This is a genomic window from Pseudoalteromonas sp. APAL1, from assembly GCF_021532475.1.
Taxonomy (GTDB): domain Bacteria; phylum Pseudomonadota; class Gammaproteobacteria; order Enterobacterales; family Alteromonadaceae; genus Pseudoalteromonas; species Pseudoalteromonas lipolytica_C.
Window position 1 is genome coordinate 46594 of the sequence record NZ_JAKGAW010000015.1, and the last position, 22670, is coordinate 69263.

Here is a 22670-nt window from a genome sequence, read left to right on the forward strand (position 1 = left end):
AGACGAAATTAAAATGCACTTACCTTTGGGTAAGAACGGGTATTATATCTAAGAAATTCTCGCAGAGGTACTCTGGATTGAAATCAGCGAGGTTTTCACCTTGGTTATAGCCATAACCAAGCGCGACAACGTCAACATTTGCAGCTTTTGCTGCCAAAATATCACTTTTTGAATCGCCAATCATAACCGCTTTTTCAGGGCTAACATCTAATTGCTGACAAGCAAATTGCAGAGGTTCTGGTGAAGGTTTCTTGGCCATATCATCGCCACAGACAATAAACTGAAAATGACTAGTCAGTGACAGTTTATCAAGTAACTTTTCGGTAAAACGGCGCGCCTTATTGGTGATCACCACTTTAGGAATACCAGCAAGTGCAGCAAGCCCCGTTTCTACATGCTGATAAAGCGCGCTGTAGTCACCTACAACTTGGTCATAGTGCTGATAAAATAAATTAATAGCGCGCTCTGCAAGGGCTTCATCTAAATGCTCACTAACTTGCATATCGCCACTCAAACCACGTTTAACAAGCGTTTCTATACCATTACCGACCCAGCTTTCAACTAGCTTTTGCGTAACAACCGGAAACGCTAAGTCAGTAAGAGTCAGGTTCATCGCAATATATAAATCATAAACACTGTCGACTAGGGTGCCGTCTAAATCAAAAAATGCTGCATCGTATTTCATGATTCAACCTTTGCCAGTTCGCTACGCATCGCATCGATGACCGCTTTGTAATCTGGTTGATTAAAAATTGCAGAGCCTGATACAAACATATCAGCGCCCGCTTCTGCTATTTCGGCAATGTTATCAACACCGACACCACCATCAACTTCTAAACGAATATTGCGACCTGAAGCATCAATAATTTTACGTGCTTGGCGGAGCTTTTCGAGAGTATGTGGAATAAAACTTTGGCCACCAAAGCCAGGGTTAACCGACATTAATAGCACTACATCAACTTTATCAAGCACATGTTCAAGGTAACTTAAACTTGTTGCAGGATTAAACACTAATCCCGCTTGGCAGCCGATATCTTTAATTAATTGCAAAGTGCGGTCTATATGCTCACTGGCTTCTGGGTGAAAACTGATAATCGACGCCCCTGCTTCAGCAAAATCAGGAATAATGCGGTCAACGGGCTTTACCATAAGATGCACATCAATTGGTGCTGTGATGCCGTAATCTCGCAGCGCTTTACAAATCATTGGTCCAAATGTGAGGTTAGGCACGTAATGGTTATCCATTACATCAAAATGTATAACGTCAGCACCACTTGCAAGAACACGATCGACATCGTCACCTAAGCGAGCAAAGTCAGCCGATAAAATTGAAGGGGCTATTAAATACTTTTGTAAGGTTTCTAACATGAGTGATCCAATAATAATTTGCTACGCTAAACGAGCGCTTAATGTAACCTAATCGCTTACTGATTAAAACAGTACGACACAGGGTAAATACTTAGCTAAATAGTAGAAAGCCTTTAAGATCATTCGAATATAAGAACTATTAACTAGCTGACCTGCTACCTAAACCGATTAAACGAGTCAAAAGCACCAAAAAACAAAACAAAAATTAAACATAATATTAACTTTAACGCGCTAATTTTATTAATTTTTTAATCAATTCAGCATGAATTAAGTTTGTTATTTGAGCAATTATTAGGTATGCTTGTTTAAATAACACAAACAAGGGTTATTCTCATGCGTGCTTTTAAAATAGGGATCTTAATCGCGTCCGCACTTACTGTTGCTACGTTTGTATCTTTTTCATCTGCCGATGAAGACGAGTTTTTAGCAACGGCGTCTGGTTGCTCATGCAATACGCTAAACGCATCATCATCTTCTGCTCAATGTATGAAAGCAGAACAAGAAACTGGATGGTTTTCTTGGTTGACTGGTGACAGCCGTAGCGCACAATTCCACTACCTCGATTTACTTGAGCTTTTAACAAGTAGCGAAGAGTCAAAGAACGTTAGTAGCTTAAGCTCAAAATTCTAATTACATGAGAAGCTTTATTAGTGCATTACAAAGTGTCTTTGCGGCATTTTTTGGTGTGCAGTCAGAGCAGAAACGTCAAGCAGACTTCAAAGAGCATTCACCACTGGCCATCATTGTGATTGCTGTCATTTTGTTTATTATTTTTATTGCTGCTATTTATTTCGCGGTTTCTTTGGTGCTAAATACATAGCCATCAATTCATTCACTTTATTTCGTGAACCACCCTTAGGGCTTATTGTCCGCTTCACCTTAATCTCATCAAGTGATGCTTGGCTGTAGATTTTGCGAGTCCACACTGTATCGTGATTAGAAATAAGTACGGGCGTATTATTTTCGAATGCAGCCTGCTCAGCTAAATTAGCCAAGTTAGCTTGGTCATCTAAATTAAAGCCGCCTTTAGCGTAAGAAGTAAACGACGCCGTTTTACTGAGTGGTACATAGGGTGGATCACAATACACTACTGCGTTTTCAGGAATAAGCTTAAACACTTCGTCATAACCTAAGCAGGTAAAAGTTGCTTGTTGCGCTTTTTCAGCAAAGAAATTCATTTCTTTCTCTGGAAAGTATGGGCGCTTATATTTTCCAAAAGGAACATTAAAAATCCCTTTTAGGTTATAACGACATAGGCCGTTGTACCCATGACGGTTCATGTATAAGAACAAAATTGCACGTTCATATACATCACTGCTTTGATTAAATTGAACACGGTATTCGTAGTAAGCTTCTGGGTGATTATTTAGCTCAACAAATAACTTTTTTGCATCGCTAATAAATTCATCCGGCGTGCGTTTAAGCTCTGTGTACAGGTTGATCAAATCAGCATTGATATCATTTAAAATATAATGCTTAAAGTCAGTATTGAGGAATACAGAGCCAGCGCCAACAAAAGGTTCAACTAAAGTATCAGCATCCAAACTCGCTTGTTTTAAGCGGGCATGAATATCTTCAACTAGGCTGTATTTTCCACCTGCCCATTTAAGGAAGGCTCTGGTCTTTTGCTGCATCTGCTCTTAACTTCAATTCGATATTGCGCGATTCTACACTAATCAGTTTTAATTTACTGATCCTGTGAAGCAATTTCTTGCTTAATTTTACTTATTTTTTTATAAAAAGGCTGATTTTTACGCACTTTATTCGGTAGTGTCGATAACGCATTTTTCGCGTCGTTTAAGGTGGCATAGCTACCATAAGTTACAATCCACCACACTTTGCCACCTCGCAAAGTTTGATACGTATTAACTTGCCCTTCTAATGAGTTCTCTGTAATAAACTTATCAGTGATTTCTTTTTTAGTAACAGCTAGCAGCTGTATTACAAAATGCTCGTCTGGCTCTGCTAAATACCATGCATTTGCACTCACTGTCGGCGCTTTTTCAACTGTTTCTGTATTAACGGCCTCAATATCAGCTGGAGGAGGGTTTAAGGCGTCGTCAGTCAATACTGCGGCAATTTCTTCGCTACTTGGTTTGGCCTGTTGCTCTTCAGGTTTTGCACTAGCAAGACTATCAACAATTGCAGCAATATTATTTTCATGGCTTACTGCTGGAGCTTCTGACTGTTGAACTGTCACAGTATTATTATCAAGCTCTACTGACGCACTGCTCGGCTCTGATAGCGTTTCATCGCTGTTCTGTTGAGCCGCAGTCACCTTTTCTGCTGGGAGAGCCGTAGCAATGGTGGCACTCTCCTCTTGTTGATAATGTGCTTTCCACCATTGGGTCATATCTGCTTTGTACAAAAAGCCAATAATTAATAACATAGTTGTTATTAACAACAGGGTTAAATACAACGGTTTGTAGCTCTTTTCTGGAGGGCGAATATCTGCAGTTTGTTGATCTGGTTGCCATGCAAGTAATAATGCAGGATTACCATGAGCTTCTTGCAAAAAGGTTCGAAAAACAGGATCTTCTTCTACCGGAAGGCTATCGAAAAACCAACGCATCAACTGCTTACTTTCACTAAGATTAAGTGCCTCTAGGTGAATTTCAACAGCTTGTGTGAATTGCCCAACAGACTGAGATGCTATCAAAATATATAGGGTACTTGGGCTTTTCTTTGCCAGTATCTCGAGTTGATGAACCATCTCCTCAGATAAATGACGCCCGCCATCAATCACCCACAAGCAATCACCACAAGGTTGCTGCCTATACAGGTTATAAAAGTTTTCTGATAACGTTTGGGTATGATCGATAAGTGGGTTACTAAAGCTTTGTTCGAGTAGCTCTGTAAGCAGCTGTTGATCTGTCATTTTGCCAGACAATTGTACAAATGCTTTGTTAAACTCAGCGTACTTATCAGTGATGAATGTTTCTAGTAAGTAACTTTTACCTAGCCCTGAAGGGCCAAGTAAGCAAATTAAATTCTGCCCATATTCAAACTGCAGAGCGATTCGATCAACTAGCGCAGCACGGCTAGGCAATATTTGCGATTGCATTAGCGCGCTATTAAATCACAAACCTGCTGATCGGTAACATCGCTTACCAGCGCGCACTGACCAAATTGGGTAGGAAGAATAAACCGGATCGTGCCTTTCTTGTTTTTCTTATCTTTACGCATATGCGTTAAAAACTGCTCGCTAGTCATTTCAGCTGGAATATCAACAGGTAAATCGTAATGAGCAATCAATTGCACTATGCGCTCAACTTCAGCTGCAGTTAAATCACCGAGAGTTTGCGCTAAACGTGCTGCTAACACCATGCCAGCAGCAACAGCTTCGCCGTGTAACCAATTACCATAGCCCATTTGCGCTTCAATAGCGTGACCAAAAGTATGACCCAGGTTTAATAACGCACGCAAACCTGCTTCTTTTTCATCTTGCGCAACAATCAAGGCTTTGATTTCACAGCAACGATAAATAACATGCTGTAATGTTTGCTCATCGAGTGATTTAAGATTAGCGATATTTTGCTCTAAATAAGCAAATAGTTCTGTGTCATAGATTAAACCGTACTTGATCACTTCAGCCATGCCTGCTGCGAACTCTCGCTCAGGTAAAGTATGTAGTGATTGGGTATCGATAAAAACGGCTTGCGGTTGGTAAAACGCACCAATCATGTTTTTGCCAAGCGGATGATTAACAGCGGTTTTACCACCGACTGAAGAATCAACTTGTGATAGCAAGGTAGTAGGCACTTGAATAAAAGGCACACCGCGTTGATAACAAGCAGCAACAAAACCGGTTAAGTCGCCCACAACACCACCACCTAATGCAATAAGGCAGGTGTCACGACCACAGTTATGTTCGAGTAAGAATGCCGAAATTTTCTCAAACCACTCTAGTGACTTATATTGTTCACCATCAGGTATAGAAAAAGATAACGGGTTAAGATCAGCCAATGACGCCATTACATCATCGAGGTATAGAGGTGCAATGGTGTCGTTGGTGATAATGATAGGTCGACAATCGCCAATGTGTTCGCGTAATCGACCTGTGTCTTTAAGAGCAGATTGACCAATATAAATAGGATAACTTCGCTCGTCCAAATTAACAGTTAATTCAAGCATCGCTAGTTTCCTTTTTTAATTATTGGTTTTAAAAATCTAATTTCTCAATGATTTGATTAGCAACAACTTTAGCGCTTTGCTCATCAGTGCGGACAACAAAATCAGCCACTTCTTTGTATAACGGTTCGCGTTCTTCAGCTAAGCGCTCTAATACATCACGCGGTGCTTCTTCTGTTTGCAATAATGGGCGACGCTTGTCGCGCTGCGTGCGTGCAACTTGCTTTTCGATAGGTGTCTCTAGGTATACAACAATACCGCGAGCAGAAAGCTTATTACGTACTTCTTTACTGATCACAGAGCCACCACCTGTTGCAAGTACAATACCTTGCATCTCAGTTAGGTCTGAAATAACAGTTTCTTCACGAAGTCGGAAGCCCTCTTCACCCTCAAGGTCGAACACCCAAGCAATATCTGCTCCTGTGCGTCGCTCGATCTCTTGATCTGAATCGAAAAATTCAAGGTGTAATTGGTCAGCAATGTGACGACCAATTGTGCTTTTGCCAGCCCCCATAGGGCCCACTAGAAATATATTACGTTTCTCAGCCATATCTTTTTAGTACAAACGAACTCTAAAATTTGAAATAAAACCCCGCCTAACGACCTGGCCCCAAAATTAAGGAGGGGATTATCTCAGTAATTGCTTGGGTATTTCAAGTCAATTAGCATAAAAAGCCATATAACGAGCAATTAAACATGCTAATTGCTCGTTGCTTAAGAAAAAATCACTTAATCCAATTGAATTTTTGGTGTTACAAAGATTAACAGCTCTTTCTTTTCATTAAACTCACTGGTGCTTTTGAATAAGGTTCCTAAATATGGAATGTCTCCAAGTACAGGAACTTTCTTCGTTGAGTTAACGATTTGCTGTTGGAAGATACCACCAAGAACAACTGTTTGGCCATTCTCTACTAACACTTGTGTTTGGATTTCTTGAGTATTAATCGCCACCGCGGAACCCGTTGGTGTTTGCACCGTATCACCCCGTGTATCTTGTGTGATAACTAGGTCTAAAATCACCTTATTGTCAGGCGTAATGTGTGGCGTTACTTCTAAACTTAATACCGCTTTTTTAAAGGTAACCGTTGTTGCACCACTTGATGCAGCTTCAACATAAGGAATTTCGGTACCTTGCTCAATACGTGCTTTTTGTTGGTTAGCCGTAGTGATACGCGGACTTGCGATGATCTCACCTCGGTTTTCCTCTTCTAAAGCACTGAGCTCTAAATCTAAAATGGTGCCGTTAGCTAATTTGGCAACTTGTACACCAATACTTCCCGCTGGGCTTGAAATTGGTAAGTTTACATTTAATCGGTCAGCTAAACTTGGGATGTTATTGTAAGAGCCAGCACCAAACATGCCTCCGGCGCCTTCAAGAGTCCCAGAGATAGCACCGTCACTGCCGACATCGCTTATGCCCCAACGTACGCCTAAATCTTCTTGCACGTTATCATTCACAGTAACCATACGTGATTCAATCACCACTTGCTTTACTGGAATATCAAGGGTTTCAACCATACGACGAACACTATCAATACTTTTAGAAGTATCTTTAATTAATAATGTGTTAGTACGTTTATCAACCGAAACACTGCCTCTTGAAGAAATGATGCTGTTGGTATCGGTTTTTAATAAATCAGCAAACTCTTCAGCTTTAGCATAATTAAGGCGAATATATTCACTGTATAAAGGCTCTAAATCTTCGACTTGCTGTTTAGCTTTGAGCTCTTTGGCTTCACGCGCTGCCAGTTCTTCAGATGGTGCAACCATCAAAATAGAACCATCCATGCGTTTATCCAAACCTTTAATTTTAAGCACAACATCCAAAGCCTGATCCCAAGGAACACCTTCTAGACGAAGCGTAATATTGCCTGTTACAGAGTCGCTTGTTACTAAGTTAAACTCGTTATAGCCCGCAATAATCTGTAGCACAGAGCGAATTGGAATATCTTGGAAGTTAAGGCTCATAGGACGACCTTGATATTCAATACCGCCGTCTAGGTATGCACGTTGAGTATCATCTTTTTCAACTGTTAACGTAAAGATGTTCTCTATTTGTTGGTGAGTAAATTTAAACGCAGCATTTGGCTCTACCACTATACGAGTCATTGTTCCTTCTTTGAAGGTCTCGATTTTGCTTACAACGGTACCAAAGTCAATAACGTCTAGTTCATACAGAAGCTCGTCTAAAATATCCGTATGATGGAATTCTGCAATAATTTTACCACCGCTTTCATGTACATCAATCGCAGCTTGAGTACCTTGCAAAAACACCAATAAGCGAGCTTCGTCTTTTTCAGTACGACGAAAATCAATGGATTGTACAGTATTTATAAAGTTACTTGAGGCTGATAATGGATCAGTCGATTCATCACTGGCAATTGGGTTATCTGAAACATGCAGCGTGTAAACATTGTCTTTAGCTGTTGTTTTATAAATTTTCAATTTATCCAACATAACAACAACTTTTAAACCGTCCGTTGTCATTGTGCTAGTGACTTGCTGAATACCTGCTTGGTTTATATTTACAGTCTGAACTTCTTTATCAACACCGACATCGTCAAATAACATTTCTATCCGAGCTGGTGCGTTATAAACCTGAACTTTAGGCTCAAATGTAAGGGCTTCATCAAAGACTAGCTGCAGCTGCGTTTCATCCTTCATGATTGGATTGTAACGCACATCATAAAGTACAGGTGCAGCGACTACCGACTGCGCTACCAGTAAGGTTAATGCAGCGAACATGTATTTTCGCATGTGCTTTAACCAAGCCATTCCTTTATGCATTTTATTTTTACCTTTTATATGATTAATCTGCACCATTTGTACCTGCCTCTAACATTTCTAGCTTGGTCAGGCGCTCTTTCCAGCAACCAGCCCCATCAGGGATTAATTCTAATAATTCAATGTAGTTGTCATGCACTTCTTTAATCTCACCATGATACAAACCAAGATAATTACCTACTGTGACACGATAAAGTGTATCGTCTGCCGCTTTAATCAATGCCCAGCTATTATCAGCTTGACCGATAGTCCCTTTCATTAATAAATTTTCAAGCGGGTACTTCTCTAGAGGCTGGCGAACTCGGCTAGGATCTGGATGTAAACAGTTTTTAACTTGTACTAAGTTGTTTTGAATAATTTCAGGTCTTGGTGCAACAAATGGGCTACGCAACTTACTGGCACTGTATTCAAAATATTCAAACTTTGCGATCTGAGGAATAGGCTCTACTTTTGGTGTAGTACTTGCCTTTACCTGATCGATAAATTCTTTTTGCTCTGATGTATCATCGTTACATGCACTCAGTGCAAAAGTCATAATAATAACTAACGGAAGTCTTCTCATCATTTCTGAGTGCCTCCTTCATAACGATAGGTTTTAGCAACAACACTAAAAGTAAGTTCACCATCATCAAGGGTTTGAATAGTAAAGTCATGCAAACTTACGATACGCGGTAATTGTGCAACTTTACCAACAAACTCACCAAACTCATGATATGAGCCCACAACTTCTATCTTAATTGGCAGCTCAGTGTAAAACTCTTTTTCTATCTCTGGTAACCAGCCAATTTTTAAAAACGTTAAACCACTTGTCGTGCCAACATAAGACAAATCGTCAAGTAAACCTGGTGTTTCATTAGAGGTGGGTAAGCGCTTTAATAGTTGCGAAAACTTATCTTCCATTTCAATCATTTGCTGGCGATATAAGTCTAGGTTACTCGCAACAGCATATTTAGCTTTGTAAGTATTTCTCAGCTCAGTCTCTTTGGCTACTGAACTGTGATAATTAGCTATTTCATCAGACACTAGCAAGCTATAACTAAAATAAAGCACGATTGCAGCAACAAAAGTACAGCACATTACTTTTACAGCAATGGGCCAATCGCCCATATTTTCGAGCTCTATTTCATTCCAATCTATTTCAGTTAACGATTTGATATCAAGGTTCATTGCGTACCTCACCTATTTTATCAAATGGTTTAACATAAAAATCCATATTAAAGTCACTTAGTAACCTCGACGTTTGCTCACCAGCCACAATACCTTGCATAACAGGTCGCTCTAGAAGATAAGAGCCCTGAACTTGGCGCAACATAGTCGATAGTCGATTATTAGATTCACTACGTCCCGATACATGTATGCGGTCATCACGACGTTCTAGCTTAGTTAAATAAACACCTGAAGGCACAATCTTCGCAACCTCATCCATAATTTGTGTACCAAGATTTCGATTGCTTTGTAACTCCTCAATTAAGCGCATTCGCTGCTGCAGGTTTTCTTTCTTTTTATCCAATTCGTTGATTTCACGAATGCGTTGATCAAGTAGTGCAATTTCGTTGCTTAAAAAGTTATTTTTTACATTTTGTCCTTCACGTAATCCTGAATAGAAAGAACTCAACATATACATACTTAAAAAACTCACTACAACAACAGCGAACAGCAAAGTAACAAATTTATTTTGCGATTCTTTTCGTTTTTGTTCGCGCCAAGGCAGTAGATTTATATGTGGCATGATGAAAAGCTCCTCAACGCCAATCCTGTGGCTATCGCGAACTGTGTTCTATGACGCTGTAAAATATTACGGTCTACCTTTGGAGCAATTTCTATATTTGCAAAGGGTTCAGCAACCACTGTATGTATCCCTAACTCTTCAATTAACAATCGGTCTAAGCCTTCAATCATGGCTGTGCCACCGGTTAAAACAATATAATCGACTTGATCTTTACCGCTCGTCGTTAAGAACATTTGTACGGCACGTCTTACTTGTTGTAGCAGCGAAGTCTGAAAAGGTGCAAGTACTTCAAACGTATAATTAGGAGGTAAGTCGCCTGTGGTTTTACCTATTTCTGCTTCATCGAAGCTTTTGTTGTAATAAGCGACAATACTGTTTGTGTATTGGTCACCACCAAAAACCTGATCCCGAGTGTAAATAGTCTCACCGGCTTGAACCACACTCACAAGCATTAGCACAGCACCAATATCTACAATTGCCACACACTTATCATAGGCATCGCTAGGCAATTGTTGGTAGTACACATCTAACGAACGGCTCAACGCGTAGCTTTCAACATCAACTACTTTAGCCGTTAGATTTGCAGCTTCTAATACACCAATGCGAGCCTCAACACTTTCTGTGCGTGCTGCAGATAAAAGTACATTAACTTTGCTAGGATCGGCTTCATTAATGGCGAGCTTTTCAAAGTCTATGTTCACTTCGTCGAGTGGGTATGGAATTAAGCTGTCTGCTTCAATGGCTATTTGCGATTCTAATTCAGCATCAGTTAATGATACATCCATGAAAATAACCTTTGTAATCACAGTTTGCCCAGACACTGCAACGGCGGCACTTTGGACTGTTTTAGGCAATTTTCGTTTTAATTTAGCAACAACGTTGCCGATAGCTTCAATGTCTTGAATTGAGCGTTCAGACATAGCCCCTTTTGGCATAGGTTCAATAGCTAATGCCTCAAGCCGCAAACCTGCGTCTGTCTCTTGCAACAACACTGCTTTAATGCAGTGAGATCCGATGTCGATCCCTACCATCATAGATGAAGGCTTTTTTAATAGCTGACTTAGCATGATTGCAACTTTGCCTTTGTTTTAATAATAAACAAGTTATAATTTTTATCTGAAAAAATATTATTCATTTTTTAATCAATATATACTAGCAGTCTCCGATTCTAATTGGGAGTCCATTTAGGGAAAATATAAGTGATTTTATTAAAACGAACTTTACAATTTTTTATCATTTGCTCATTCTTAGGGCTAATCACTTTAGTTGGTCTATACTATTACGTTAAACCTGACATTCCTAGCGTACAGGTTTTAAAAGACGTTCAATTACAGACACCTATGCAAGTTTTTTCACGCGATGGTTTATTGATTAATCAATTTGGTGAAAAACGCCGCATTCCCGTCACAATAGATCAAATCCCCCAACCGTTAATCGATGCGATTTTAGCGACCGAAGACAATCGTTTTTACGAACACATTGGTATAGACCCAATTGGTATCGTTCGGTCAGCCATTGTACTCATATCTACAGGTGAAAAGAAACAAGGCGCAAGTACCATAACTATGCAGCTTGCCCGTAACTTTTTCTTAACCCGAGAAAAGGCTTATATCCGTAAAGTCAAAGAGATATTCATCGCATTGCATATTGAAAGTATATTAACTAAAGATGAAATACTCGAATTATATTTAAATAAAATTGAATTGGGGAATCGTGCTTTTGGTATTGGTGCAGCAGCCCAAGTTTATTATGGCAAAGAATTAAATGAACTTACGTTAGCCCAAATGGCAATGATTGCTGGTTTACCTAAAGCTCCTTCTGCACTAAACCCAATCCGTAACCCTGTGAGAGCCAAGGCACGTCGTAATGTGGTACTTGGTCGTATGCTAACTGAAAAATATATTAGTCAGTCAGAGTATCAAGACGCCGTTAACGCGCCTATTACGGCAAAATTCCACGGTGCTGAAATTGAAGTATATGCGCCTTATATTTCTGAGATGGTTCGCGCCGAAATGGTTGAGCGTTATGGCCATGAACGAGCTTATAATACAGGCTTCAAGGTTTACACCAGTGTAGATTCAAATATCCAACAGGCGGCACAAGATGCGCTTGTAAACAACTTACATGCCTACGATATGCGCCATGGCTATAGAGGAGCAACCGCTCATTTATGGGATAGTGAAACCGACACGCCATTAACTCGAGACGCGATTTTAAACAAACTTAAAGATGTAAAAGAGTTTGGCCCTTTATTAGCTGGTGTTGTCACTCAAGTAGCTGAGCAATCAATCTCTGTTTTATTAAAAAGTGGCGAACAAGTTAATGTTGAATGGGATGGTTTAAAGTGGGCTCGTAAATATATTACGCGCTACCGCCAAAGTTTTGCACCAGAAACAGCTGGCGACATTCTCACAGCAGGCGCTCAAATTTGGTTACGTAAAAATCCAGACAATAGCTATATATTAAGCCAAATACCTGAAGCATCGAGTGCATTAGTTTCGCTTGATCCGCAAGATGGTCGAATTAAAGCCATTGTAGGTGGTTACAGCTTTGAACAAAGCCAATACAACCGTGCAGTGCAAGCAAAACGCCAAGTGGGTTCAAACATTAAACCATTCATTTATTCAGCAGCTCTTGAGAATGGTTATACACTCGCTTCTATTTTGAATGATGCACCTATTAATCAGTGGGATAAAAGCCAAGGCGTTGCATGGCGACCTAAAAACAGCCCAGCAGTTTATAATGGCCCTATTCGTATTCGCAGAGCACTGGCACAATCAAAAAACGTAATTTCTGTTCGTTTACTGCGTGGTGTTGGCCTAGAGCGCACTGCAGATCACTTGCTTAAGTTTGGGTTTTTAAATAGTGATATTAATCGCAGTGAGTCGTTAGCCCTTGGTAGTGCCTCGATTACCCCGCTTGAACTTGCACGCGGTATGAGCGCTTTTGCAAACGGTGGCCACCTAATTAAGCCGTATTTTATTACTGAAATCCAAGATTCAGCAGGCAATACATTATTTAAGGCTAATCCTCAATTGGCTTGTGATAGCCCAAAACCGGCTGCCACTGTTGAGCTTGCAGCGCGCGATTCGAGCCAACTTAGCATCACTGAAACAGAGCAAACACCAGTCCAGCGTTGTGCTCCGCGTATTATTTCAAAGCAAAATGCATTCTTAATCTCGCAAGCTATGCACAGTGCCATTTGGGGCGGCGGTAGTTGGAGTCATAAAACAGGCTGGAGTGGAACCGGTTGGCGTGCTCAAGCTTTAGACCGACGCGACCTAGCTGGTAAAACAGGTACCACTAATGATTCTGTTGATACTTGGTTCAGTGGTTTTAATCGCAATGTACTAACCTCCGTATGGGTAGGTTTTGACAATCCTGGCATTACACTTGGCCGTAGTGCTAGAAATAAAAACTTAGATAATTCACAAATTTCTGGGGCTGAGTCAGGTGCGAAAACCGCACAACCAGCATGGGTCGACTTTATGCGAGCAGCGCTTGATGGCATGCCTGAAGCACCGATTGAACTTCCTGAAGGCTTAGTCTCGGTTCGTATTGATTTAGCAACGGGCTTATTGAGCCACAAAAATGATTATACCAGCCGCTTCGAATACTTTATTAAAGGCACTGCACCTACAAAGTATGTTACAGAAGAGCCAACAGATGTATTTGAAGAAAAACTGAGTACAGAAGAAGAACTGTTCTAATTACTATATTAATTTTAGACAATAAAAAAGCGCCCATGGGGCGCTTTTTGCTTAGCCATTGAAACTAAGATCAGCAAAATTATTTTAAGTTATTCACCAGCCAATACAGATCTGAATGAACCCCTGCCGCGGTAACTTCTTTACCCGCTCCTGGCCCTTGGATCACTAATGCATTGTCTGTATACCACTGTGAATTAATCACAAAGATGTTATCGCCCGGTTTAAGACTTGCTAGCACATCATCTTTGCTAACATAGACTAAACCTACCTGTGCCTGAACCTTGTCATCAACAAGTGTGATAGCACCTGTGTAGCGCACTACTTTATCTTCTGCCGCAGCTTGGGCTGCTTTTTCTGTCATGAATTCATCGAGCAGCTGTTTGTTTGCAAGAAAATCTTGCCAGCTACCTGCTGCCAGTGCTGCTGGCATAAGTGGTGTTAGAGCAATGTCATCAAGCTCTAAATCTAGCCCTAAATCTCGCGCTAAAATAAGCAGTTTACGCTGCATATCGCGGCCAGATAAATCTTCTCGAGGATCAGGCTCTGTGTAACCCATTTGCTGTGCTTGTAGCACTAAATCAGAAAACGGCACCTTGCCATCATAACTGCTACATAACCACGATAAAGTACCCGAGAATACCCCTTCAATACGGTTAATGCTATCACCACTATTTTGTAAATCAGCCAAAGCAAAATTAATAGGTAAACCTGCGCCAACACTGGTGTTATAACGCCATAACAGATTTCGCTCAGCTAATTGACTACGCAGTGCTTGATACCAATCGTTTGCAGCGGTACCCGCATATTTATTTGCACTGATCAAATGACAGTTAAGCTCTACAAAATCAGGATACAACTGACTAAAAGCCTCACTAGCAGTGATATCAATTATCACTTTATGCTCATAATCAAGCTCATTGATACGCGCTAATAATTCAGCTTTGTCGTAGCTTTGCGCTTCATTGTGCCACTGCTCCTGCCATGTTTCAGTATTTAAACCACTGGCACTAAATAGCATTTGCTTAGAGCGAAGAAGAGCAACCACCTTTACTTTATAATGGGCAGATAAACGAGCAAACTGAGCTTGGAGTTGCGATAAGAACACTTCACCCACATTACCAAGGCCAGCAACGATAATGGCCAGCTCTTGACCTTTGTTTACCAACTTGTCATGTAGAAGAGTTAAAACATCACTATCAATTGCTTGATCATTTAAGATCAACACATAGTTATCGTCTTGCTGTACAAAACGAGGATGAATGCTCTGCTCTTTTAAAAGCGCTGTTGCTTGCTCTGCAAGAGCACTAACATCAGCAGTCGGTGCAACCACTGCACAACCACTTAAATTAGACTCAACAATATTTGCACGGCCCGCTAAATGGCTCACAACCTGATGAGTACTTTGACCAGGCACTAATAAGTAGGTATCGCCCCCTTTAACAAAGTGATGCAGGCTGTGTTGAATTAACTGGCTTAATTCACCAACTTCACCACCGCTTAGTTTATCAACCCGTAATAAATCGATGTTATCTAAGGTCGTAATAAAACGTTTTGCTTTGCTATAGCCTTCTTTTACCACTTCGGTTGGCGTGGCATCGCAATCAAAACTACTTCTAACTACGAGTTTGATTTCTGAGTCTTTTAACGGCGATAACGTCTTTGCATGCAGTACTGGGTTGCCTAAGCGCGCTAATAAGTTTGCTTGCTCACGACATACCTTGGCGTATTTAACCGCATTTTTAACCTTACGAGGGTCAGTGCTAAATACCCCTTGTGTGTCTGTCCAAATAGACACTTGTTTAGTAAAGGTATAACTGGCCAGTAATGTGGCGCTGTAATCACTGCCATTACGGCCTAAAGTAACCGTATTACCTTGGCAATCTGCGGCAATAAAGCCCGTTACTACGTTGATATGTGATTTGCTAATCGTATCGCTGCATTGCTGCTGGTTTTTTTGATGTAAAAGCTGACCATCATTTAAAGTAAATAGCTGCCTTGCATCAACATCTTGTGCAGCAATACCCAACTGATTTAAGTAAGCCGCCAATAAGCGCGCCGACCACACTTCACCATGTGCAAGTAAAGGTGCTTCAAGTAACTGTTGCTGACTAATTAATTCGTTTAATACAGCAAGTTCATCTTTTAACTGTGCCAACGCCTGTTGTTTATTTTGGCCTGTAAGTAACTGCTCAATAAGCGCACGTTGATTATTATCAATAAGCAGTAGAATATCGCTAACAGCTTGGCTATCTTGCTGCTGGTAACTTTGCCAAAGCTTTACTAAAGTATCGGTTGTTTTACCCGATGCCGACACAACAACGCAATCGCCCTGCTCCGTATTCGCTAAAACAATGTTAGCCACCGCATGATAGCGTTCTGCCGAGCTTAAGCTTGAGCCACCAAATTTATGAACAATATTTACCATTTTTCTACCACAATGCCGTATGTGCTGGCGTTAACTTAAATGACGCGTTTTGTTGTGTATCTTGCTGTGTTTGCTTAACTTCAGCTTTTGTAACTTGCTGGCCTTGACCTGGTTTTACTAAGTTGAAAACACGGTCTAAATCAGCAATAAGGTCTTTTACGTCTTCAATGCCTACAGAAATACGAATAAGGGTATCACCGACACCGGCTTCAAGACGCGCTTTAGGCTCCATACCTGCGTGGGTCATTGTTGCAGGGTGACAAATCAAGCTCTCTACCCCACCAAGCGACTCAGCAAGGCTAAAGTCTTTAAGGCTTGTTAAAAACGCTGCGGCATCGTTAATGTCGCCTTTAATATCAAAGCTCACCATACCACCAAAACCGCGTTGCTGTGCTTTAGCAAGCTCATGCTGTGGGTGTGATGCAAGGCCTGGGTAATAAACTTGGCTTACATAAGGTGAGTTTTCTAAATACTCAGCAATTGCAAAGGCATTTTCTTGGTGCTGCTTCAAACGTACATTTAAAGTACGTAAACCACGAAGTGTTAAGTAGCTATCAAATGGTGCACCAGTAATACCAATGTTATTCGCCCACCAAGCAAGCTCATCGCCTAGCTCTTGCGTTGCAGCAATCACTGCACCGCCCACTACATCAGAGTGACCATTAATATATTTAGTGGTTGAGTGCACAACAATATCAACACCAAACTCAATGGGGTTTTGTAATGCAGGTGATAAGAAGGTGTTATCAGCCGCAACCAAAGCACCACACTGCTTAGCAATACTAGTAATTGCTTTAATATCTGTTAAACGCAAGATTGGGTTACTTGGCGTTTCAATCCAAATCAACTTAGGTTTAATCGCTAAAATTTCTTGGAGATTTTCAGTTTTAGTTAAATCCAAAACTTTTAGTTTTAACAGGCCACGTTTTTCAAGCGAGGTGAATAAACGGTAACTACCGCCATAACAGTCATGTGGGATCACTAACGTATCGTCACTGTTTAATAGCTGAGTGGCTAAATGCACTGCAGACATACCTGTTGCAGTAATAATGCCTCTTGCACCCCCTTCAAGCTCAGCTAAAGTTTCAGCTAAGATATCGCGATTCGGATTACCACTGCGGCCATAGTCATACTGGCGTTTAGTATCAAAGTCAGCAAATGAATAGGTGGTTGATAAGTATAGAGGTGGCACAACCGCACCATGATGCTTATCGGCTTCGATGCCGTGACGAACCGCTATCGTCGCTTTATTTTTTTCACTCATTTCATCACCTATTCATAAATTGGATGTTTAGACGTCTAAAAGGTTAGATGATCGACTATGAGAAGTCAAAGTATTTATAGCTCACAATAGAAGTTTATACATTTACACTACTAGATGGCTAAATAACTAGTATTTGACTATCTTTTTTAAAGAGATAGAATTTCCGCATCTTGCGCGATGAGAAATACTAATTACCTTTACGAAGTGTTCTATTTTGAATTGGTATCTCGCGTAAATAACTGACAACCGAGGCAACGAAATAACTTATGGCTAAATGGAACGGTGAATACATTCACCCATATGCAGAACACGGTAAAAAATCAGAACAAGTAAAAAAGATTACCGTATCGATCCCACTTAATGTATTAAAAGTATTAACTGATGAACGTACACGTCGTCAGATCAATAACTTACGTCATGCGACGAATAGTGAGTTATTGTGTGAAGCTTTCCTACATGCTTTTACAGGTCAACCATTACCAAATGACGATGACCTTCGTAAAGACAACCCTGAAAAGGTGCCAGAAGAAGTTAAAAAGATTATGCAAGAAATGGGGTTAGATATCCCTGTTCTTGATTCAGAGTAAGTATTTCGGCCATCGGATCACCGCCGATAGCCACAGGCATAAAAAAACTCAGCTTAGGCTGAGTTTTTTTTATTAGCGTTAATTAAGTTTAACGCATGTAATCTTCTGGCATCTCAATTTGCGCAACCCCTGACTCTACTGCCGCCTCAGCAACAGCACGAGCAATACGTGGTAATAAACGCGGGTCCATTGGCTTAGGAATGATGTACTCGGCACCAAACTCTAGTGACTCAACGCCAGCCGCTTTTAATACTTCGCTTGGTACAGGCTCTTTTGCAATGCTTCGAATAGCATGCACAGCTGCAATTTTCATTTCATCATTAATTGCCGTTGCTCGCACATCTAGCGCACCACGGAAAATAAACGGGAAACAAAGCACGTTATTCACTTGGTTAGGGAAGTCTGAACGCCCCGTTGCCATAATTAAATCGTTACGTGCACTGTGTGCAACTTCTGGAGCAATCTCAGGATCTGGGTTTGAACACGCAAACACCACAGGCTTATCTGCCATCAGTTTAAGATCATCGGCAGTTAATAGATTAGGACCAGATACACCTACAAACACATCAGCATCAGCAATAACGTCTTGTAATGTACGCTTATCAGTATTGTTAGCAAATAATTGCTTATACTCATTTAAGTCATCACGACGAGTATGGATCACACCTTTACGGTCAAGCATATAGATGTGCTCACGCAGTGCGCCACATTTTATTAATAGCTCCATACAAGCAACTGCAGCTGCACCGGCACCTAAACATACGATAATTGCATCTTCGATGTCTTTACCTTGTACTTCAAGGGCATTAAGCATACCAGCAGCGGTAACAATAGCAGTGCCATGTTGGTCATCGTGGAAAACTGGAATATCGCAACGCTCGATAAGCGCTTTTTCGATTTCAAAACACTCTGGCGCTTTAATATCTTCTAGATTGATACCACCAAACGTATCAGCGATGTTAGCAACCGTATTAATGAAGTCTTCTGTTGTGCGATGTTTTACTTCAATATCAATTGAATCAAGGCCAGCAAAACGTTTGAATAGTAACGCTTTACCTTCCATTACAGGTTTTGATGCAAGCGGGCCTAAGTTACCTAATCCTAGAATTGCGGTACCGTTTGAAATAACCGCAACCATGTTACCTTTACCTGTGTACTTATAGGCATTTGCTGGATCAGCAGCAATTTCGCGGACTGGTTCAGCCACACCTGGGCTATAAGCTAAAGCGAGATCGTTAACCGTTTCGGCTGGCTTAGTTAGTTCAACACTAATTTTACCTGGAACGGGGTGAGCGTGGTAATGTAATGCTTTTTCACGAAAATCTGACATAACGCGATAGTATCCTGCAAAAAGTTAAAAAGTGAGAGAGCTTGCATCAGTACGATACCTGTAATGTATAAAAATTCCAAGTATTATCAGGTCTATCCTGTTATAAGCTATATCGCTTAATTTTAAAGGATTTCCCAACAATTTCTGTGCATAGTTGCGATTAATCAAACATAAAAATTAACCTATTTATGGCCTTTTAAGCGCGTGTTTTTGTATTTTATATGCACGAACACTGCAAATAGCCGAAATTAGCCTAAAACAGCCATTTCAACGAAGTTCACAGCATTTACTCACGAAATTATTTAAATTTATTATTTTTAATAACTTTTAGATACCAATACGCTTAATTAAGTAGTCTATTTTGAGGCAATGAAACCTTGTTGATAGCAAGGCAAAAATTTCGTTATTTAGTTGTGTTCTAAATCAGAAATTTTTAACGCAGGTAGCGACAGGTTTAATCCCTCAAAATGATTAAGTATTATTGCGGGTTGGTATACTCATTTATACAAAAAAGAATATAGCCAAGGGGTGGCACTTTGTCTCTACAATTAACGACATAATGGGCATAACAACCAGAAATAGTTATGCAAAGGAAATGAGTGAAGATGATGAGTAAGTGTCAGCGTTAATAACGAATTTTGTGAATTTTAGCCATAAAAAAAGCACCCTAAGGTGCTTCTTTTAACTAAACAGCAGAAATTACTTCTTGCTGCTAAGTGCACCGAAGCGCTTGTTGAAACGATCAACACGGCCGCCAGTGTCTAAAATCTTTTGCTTACCAGTGTAAAACGGGTGACACTCAGAACATACGTCTAAGTGGATGTCTTTACAAAGAGTTGAGCTAGTTTCGAATTTGTTACCACATGAACAAGTTGCAGTGATAGCTTCGTACTTAGGGTGAATACCTTCTTTCATAGGGAACCTCTAGTTAAGGCCGTATCGCTCTCCAAACCCGAAGTCTGGCACCATACGCAGTTAATACAATTAATAGGCCGCGTATTTTATAGCTCAAGTGACCTTGCGACAAGCTTTAAATACATATTTCGCTAAAAAAATAATCAAGTGGCTTGTTGTTCAGTATTTGTTGGTAGGTTTTTAACCGTAATTTTAGTACATTATCTTTCCGTCTTTGTTTCAGTAGAGTTGTTATGCACTTTGTAGAAGTTGCCATAAAAGTCCCTTTACAGCGTACCTTCGATTATAAAGTTGAACAGCTGCTGCACAGCCCTGAGTTAAAGCCAGGCATGCGCGTTCGCGTGCCATTTGGTAGTCAAAAAAAGGTTGCTGTGGTGTTGGCTCTAAAAACATCAACCGATGTTCCCGCTGACAAAATAAAGCCGATTATAGACGTAATAGACGACACGCCAGTTTTATCTGAGCAACATTTAGCGCTTCTGAAGTTCACTGCACGCTACTACTGTTATCCATTGGGTGAAACCATTCATACGGCACTTCCGGCTGCATTAAGACAAGGCGAATGCCCTGATAAAACCAGCATTAACATGGTTGAGCTGACCGAAAAAGGTGCAAAGCTGCCGTCGCTAAAAGCAAAAACCCAGTTAAGTTTATTAAAGCAGCTAGCCGAATCGGGCAAATCATCGGTTACAGAATTAAAAGCACTCGGATTTACAAAAAAAACCATCGATAGCCTGCTCGACAAACAACTGATCACTCAGTTTATCGAACATGATAACCAGTGGCAGCAACGCCCGCCGACGGTAGGTAGCAAACCTGTACTTAATAAAGAACAAGCTGTGGCGTGTACCAGCATTAATCAAGCTAACGGCTTTACCAGCTTTTTACTTGAAGGGGTTACCGGAAGTGGTAAAACCGAAGTGTATTTGCAATGCCTAGAAGAAGTACTTAAAAAGGGCAAACAAGCCCTAGTATTAGTGCCTGAAATTGGCTTAACACCACAAACGGTTAATCGTTTTCGTCGTCGCTTTCCTGATACACCGATTATGCTCTGGCACTCCGCACTGACAGATAACGAACGCTTACAAACTTGGCGTTTCTGTGAAAAAGGCAGCTGCGCCATAGTGATCGGCACACGTTCGAGTATTTTCTTACCTTTTTTATCACTTGGCATGATCATCGTTGATGAAGAGCACGACAGCTCGTTTAAGCAACAAGATACATTGCGCTATCATGCTAGAGACCTAGCCGCTTATAGGGCATACCAGCATAATATTGTGCTCGTTCTAGGTAGTGCCACACCGGCACTTGAGACCTTACATAAAGCAATTAATAACAAATATCAGCTGTTGAGCCTCACTGAACGGGCTCAAACCAGCACCGATAACCAGTTTCAACTAATGGACATGAAAGGTCAGCCAGAGCAAGCCGGAATTGCCCATGCTAGCCTTGCCTATATGCGTCAGCATTTAGAACGTGGTAAGCAAGTGATGGTGTTTTTAAACCGTCGCGGTTTTTCGCCTACTCTCATATGCCATGAGTGTGGTTGGCTAAGTGAGTGCTCACGTTGTAGCACCAGTGCAACCTTTCATAAAGCCATTGGCCAGATGATTTGTCACCACTGTGGTGAGCAACATCAGGTGCCTCATCAATGCCCCGATTGCGGCAGCACGCAGATTTTTCCAAATGGTAAAGGTACTGAACAAATCGAAGAGTTTTTAACGCAAACCTTTCCTCATATTCCGATTAGTCGTATCGACCGAGATTCAACTCGTCGTAAAGGCAGCTTAGAAAAAGCCCTTGATGATATTAACCAAGGCGGTGCGCGTATCCTCGTTGGTACGCAAATGTTAGCAAAAGGCCACCACTTTGCTGATGTTAGCCTGGTTTTAATCTTAGACGTCGACAGCGGTTTATATTCGTGCGACTTTCGCGCTACCGAGCATTTAGCGCAACTTGTCACACAAGTGGCAGGCCGTGCTGGTCGAAGTGGTGAACCTGGGCAAGTATTATTGCAAACCCATTTTCCTGAGCATCCATTACTACAAGATTTAGTCAACAATGGCTATCAGGATTTTGCCCGCTATGCCCTGACAGAACGCGAAGAGGCTCAGCTTCCACCCGTTACCAATATGGCTATGGTGCGCGCCGAAGGACATAACATTAATCAAGTGGTCGATTTTTTAACTGATTTGGTTCCTGTCCAGAACGTATCTGGTATACAATTGCTCGGTCCGATACCTGCGCCACTGGAACGTGTGGCTGGTAAGTATCGCTTTCAATTACATATTCAGGCGCAGGAACGCTCCCACTTGCACCAATATTTAGCGCAAATGGTCGACTACATAAGCACCAGCAAATTAGCGCAAAAAGTGCGTTGGAGCCTAGACGTTGATCCGATAGATATGATTTAAAGGCCAATAAAAG

Annotated in this window: 20 protein-coding genes; 5 read left to right on the forward strand and 15 right to left on the reverse strand. The window is 41.0% G+C overall.

All coding sequences use genetic code 11. The annotated features are described in order from the left end of the window. Positions 1-19: 19 nt before the first annotated feature. Both L1264_RS09510 and rpe read right to left on the reverse strand, forming a co-directional pair. Complete coding sequence (locus tag L1264_RS09510; RefSeq protein ID WP_105182081.1) at positions 20-685, reverse strand: phosphoglycolate phosphatase; 666 nt, start codon at positions 683-685, stop codon at positions 20-22. Continuing rightward, a complete protein-coding gene (rpe, locus tag L1264_RS09515) occupies positions 682-1368 on the reverse strand; it encodes a ribulose-phosphate 3-epimerase (protein ID WP_199527300.1) in 687 nt (228 codons plus the stop codon). The genes L1264_RS09510 and rpe overlap by 4 nt, the downstream gene beginning before the upstream one ends. A 333-nt stretch (positions 1369-1701) precedes the next feature. Between rpe and L1264_RS09520 the strand changes: the two genes are divergently transcribed. Further along, positions 1702-1998: a hypothetical protein gene (locus L1264_RS09520; protein WP_135922738.1), complete on the forward strand. Its 297-nt coding sequence runs from the start codon at positions 1702-1704 to the stop codon at positions 1996-1998. A 4-nt stretch (positions 1999-2002) separates the two neighbouring features. Further along, on the forward strand, positions 2003-2188 hold the full coding sequence (locus tag L1264_RS09525) for a DUF2970 domain-containing protein (RefSeq protein ID WP_199527299.1): 186 nt from the start codon (positions 2003-2005) through the stop codon (positions 2186-2188). Here the strand turns inward: L1264_RS09525 and L1264_RS09530 are convergent. The 9 genes from L1264_RS09530 to L1264_RS09570 form a co-directional block, all read right to left on the reverse strand. Beyond that, positions 2151-3002 carry a Dam family site-specific DNA-(adenine-N6)-methyltransferase gene (locus L1264_RS09530; RefSeq protein WP_138557075.1) on the reverse strand — a complete coding sequence of 284 codons (852 nt, stop codon included), beginning with the start codon at positions 3000-3002 and terminating at the stop codon, positions 2151-2153. The genes L1264_RS09525 and L1264_RS09530 overlap by 38 nt on opposite strands. 53 nt (positions 3003-3055) lie before the next feature. Further along, positions 3056-4432: an AAA family ATPase gene (locus tag L1264_RS09535; RefSeq protein ID WP_138557076.1), complete on the reverse strand. Its 1377-nt coding sequence runs from the start codon at positions 4430-4432 to the stop codon at positions 3056-3058. Continuing rightward, positions 4432-5502: a 3-dehydroquinate synthase gene (gene aroB, locus L1264_RS09540; RefSeq protein ID WP_199527298.1), complete on the reverse strand. Its 1071-nt coding sequence runs from the start codon at positions 5500-5502 to the stop codon at positions 4432-4434. The genes L1264_RS09535 and aroB overlap by 1 nt, the downstream gene beginning before the upstream one ends. Positions 5503-5530: 28 nt before the next feature. Then, on the reverse strand, positions 5531-6049 hold the full coding sequence (gene aroK / locus L1264_RS09545) for a shikimate kinase AroK (protein WP_036973192.1): 519 nt from the start codon (positions 6047-6049) through the stop codon (positions 5531-5533). A gap of 179 nt (positions 6050-6228) precedes the next feature. Further along, entirely contained in the window at positions 6229-8256 is a 2028-nt protein-coding gene (locus L1264_RS09550; protein ID WP_425343209.1) for a type IV pilus secretin PilQ, read from the reverse strand. Between the two features lie 52 nt (positions 8257-8308). Continuing rightward, the gene (locus L1264_RS09555; RefSeq protein ID WP_199527377.1) at positions 8309-8845 is read right to left on the reverse strand and encodes a pilus assembly protein PilP; all 537 of its coding nucleotides are present in this window, start codon (positions 8843-8845) and stop codon (positions 8309-8311) included. Next, the gene (locus L1264_RS09560; protein ID WP_135922744.1) at positions 8845-9450 is read right to left on the reverse strand and encodes a type 4a pilus biogenesis protein PilO; all 606 of its coding nucleotides are present in this window, start codon (positions 9448-9450) and stop codon (positions 8845-8847) included. The genes L1264_RS09555 and L1264_RS09560 overlap by 1 nt, the downstream gene beginning before the upstream one ends. Next, positions 9440-10012: a PilN domain-containing protein gene (locus tag L1264_RS09565; RefSeq protein ID WP_135922745.1), complete on the reverse strand. Its 573-nt coding sequence runs from the start codon at positions 10010-10012 to the stop codon at positions 9440-9442. The genes L1264_RS09560 and L1264_RS09565 overlap by 11 nt, the downstream gene beginning before the upstream one ends. Beyond that, positions 10000-11079, reverse strand: a complete 1080-nt coding sequence (locus L1264_RS09570; RefSeq protein WP_135922746.1) for a pilus assembly protein PilM — start codon at positions 11077-11079, stop codon at positions 10000-10002. Before L1264_RS09570 ends, L1264_RS09565 begins: the two co-directional genes overlap by 13 nt. 132 nt (positions 11080-11211) lie before the next feature. On the opposite strand from L1264_RS09570, the gene L1264_RS09575 reads away from it, so the two are divergent. Next, complete coding sequence (locus L1264_RS09575) at positions 11212-13722, forward strand: penicillin-binding protein 1A (RefSeq protein WP_138557077.1); 2511 nt, start codon at positions 11212-11214, stop codon at positions 13720-13722. Between the two features lie 79 nt (positions 13723-13801). Here the strand turns inward: L1264_RS09575 and metL are convergent, their stop codons facing one another. Continuing rightward, entirely contained in the window at positions 13802-16147 is a 2346-nt protein-coding gene (metL, locus tag L1264_RS09580) for a bifunctional aspartate kinase/homoserine dehydrogenase II (protein ID WP_199527296.1), read from the reverse strand. A gap of 4 nt (positions 16148-16151) precedes the next feature. Next, positions 16152-17411: a cystathionine gamma-synthase gene (gene metB / locus L1264_RS09585; protein WP_235403922.1), complete on the reverse strand. Its 1260-nt coding sequence runs from the start codon at positions 17409-17411 to the stop codon at positions 16152-16154. A 266-nt stretch (positions 17412-17677) separates the two neighbouring features. On the opposite strand from metB, the gene metJ reads away from it, so the two are divergent. Further along, positions 17678-17998 carry a met regulon transcriptional regulator MetJ gene (gene metJ, locus L1264_RS09590; RefSeq protein ID WP_054563330.1) on the forward strand — a complete coding sequence of 107 codons (321 nt, stop codon included), beginning with the start codon at positions 17678-17680 and terminating at the stop codon, positions 17996-17998. A gap of 88 nt (positions 17999-18086) precedes the next feature. On the opposite strand, the gene L1264_RS09595 is transcribed toward metJ, so the two are convergent. Both L1264_RS09595 and rpmE read right to left on the reverse strand, forming a co-directional pair. Continuing rightward, positions 18087-19328: a malic enzyme-like NAD(P)-binding protein gene (locus tag L1264_RS09595; protein WP_135922750.1), complete on the reverse strand. Its 1242-nt coding sequence runs from the start codon at positions 19326-19328 to the stop codon at positions 18087-18089. A 699-nt stretch (positions 19329-20027) separates the two neighbouring features. Then, complete coding sequence (gene rpmE / locus L1264_RS09600) at positions 20028-20243, reverse strand: 50S ribosomal protein L31 (protein WP_036973208.1); 216 nt, start codon at positions 20241-20243, stop codon at positions 20028-20030. 233 nt (positions 20244-20476) lie between these two features. Here rpmE and priA point away from each other — a divergent pair, with 233 nt between their 5' ends. Continuing rightward, complete coding sequence (gene priA / locus L1264_RS09605) at positions 20477-22657, forward strand: primosomal protein N' (RefSeq protein WP_199527294.1); 2181 nt, start codon at positions 20477-20479, stop codon at positions 22655-22657. Positions 22658-22670 lie beyond the last annotated feature (13 nt).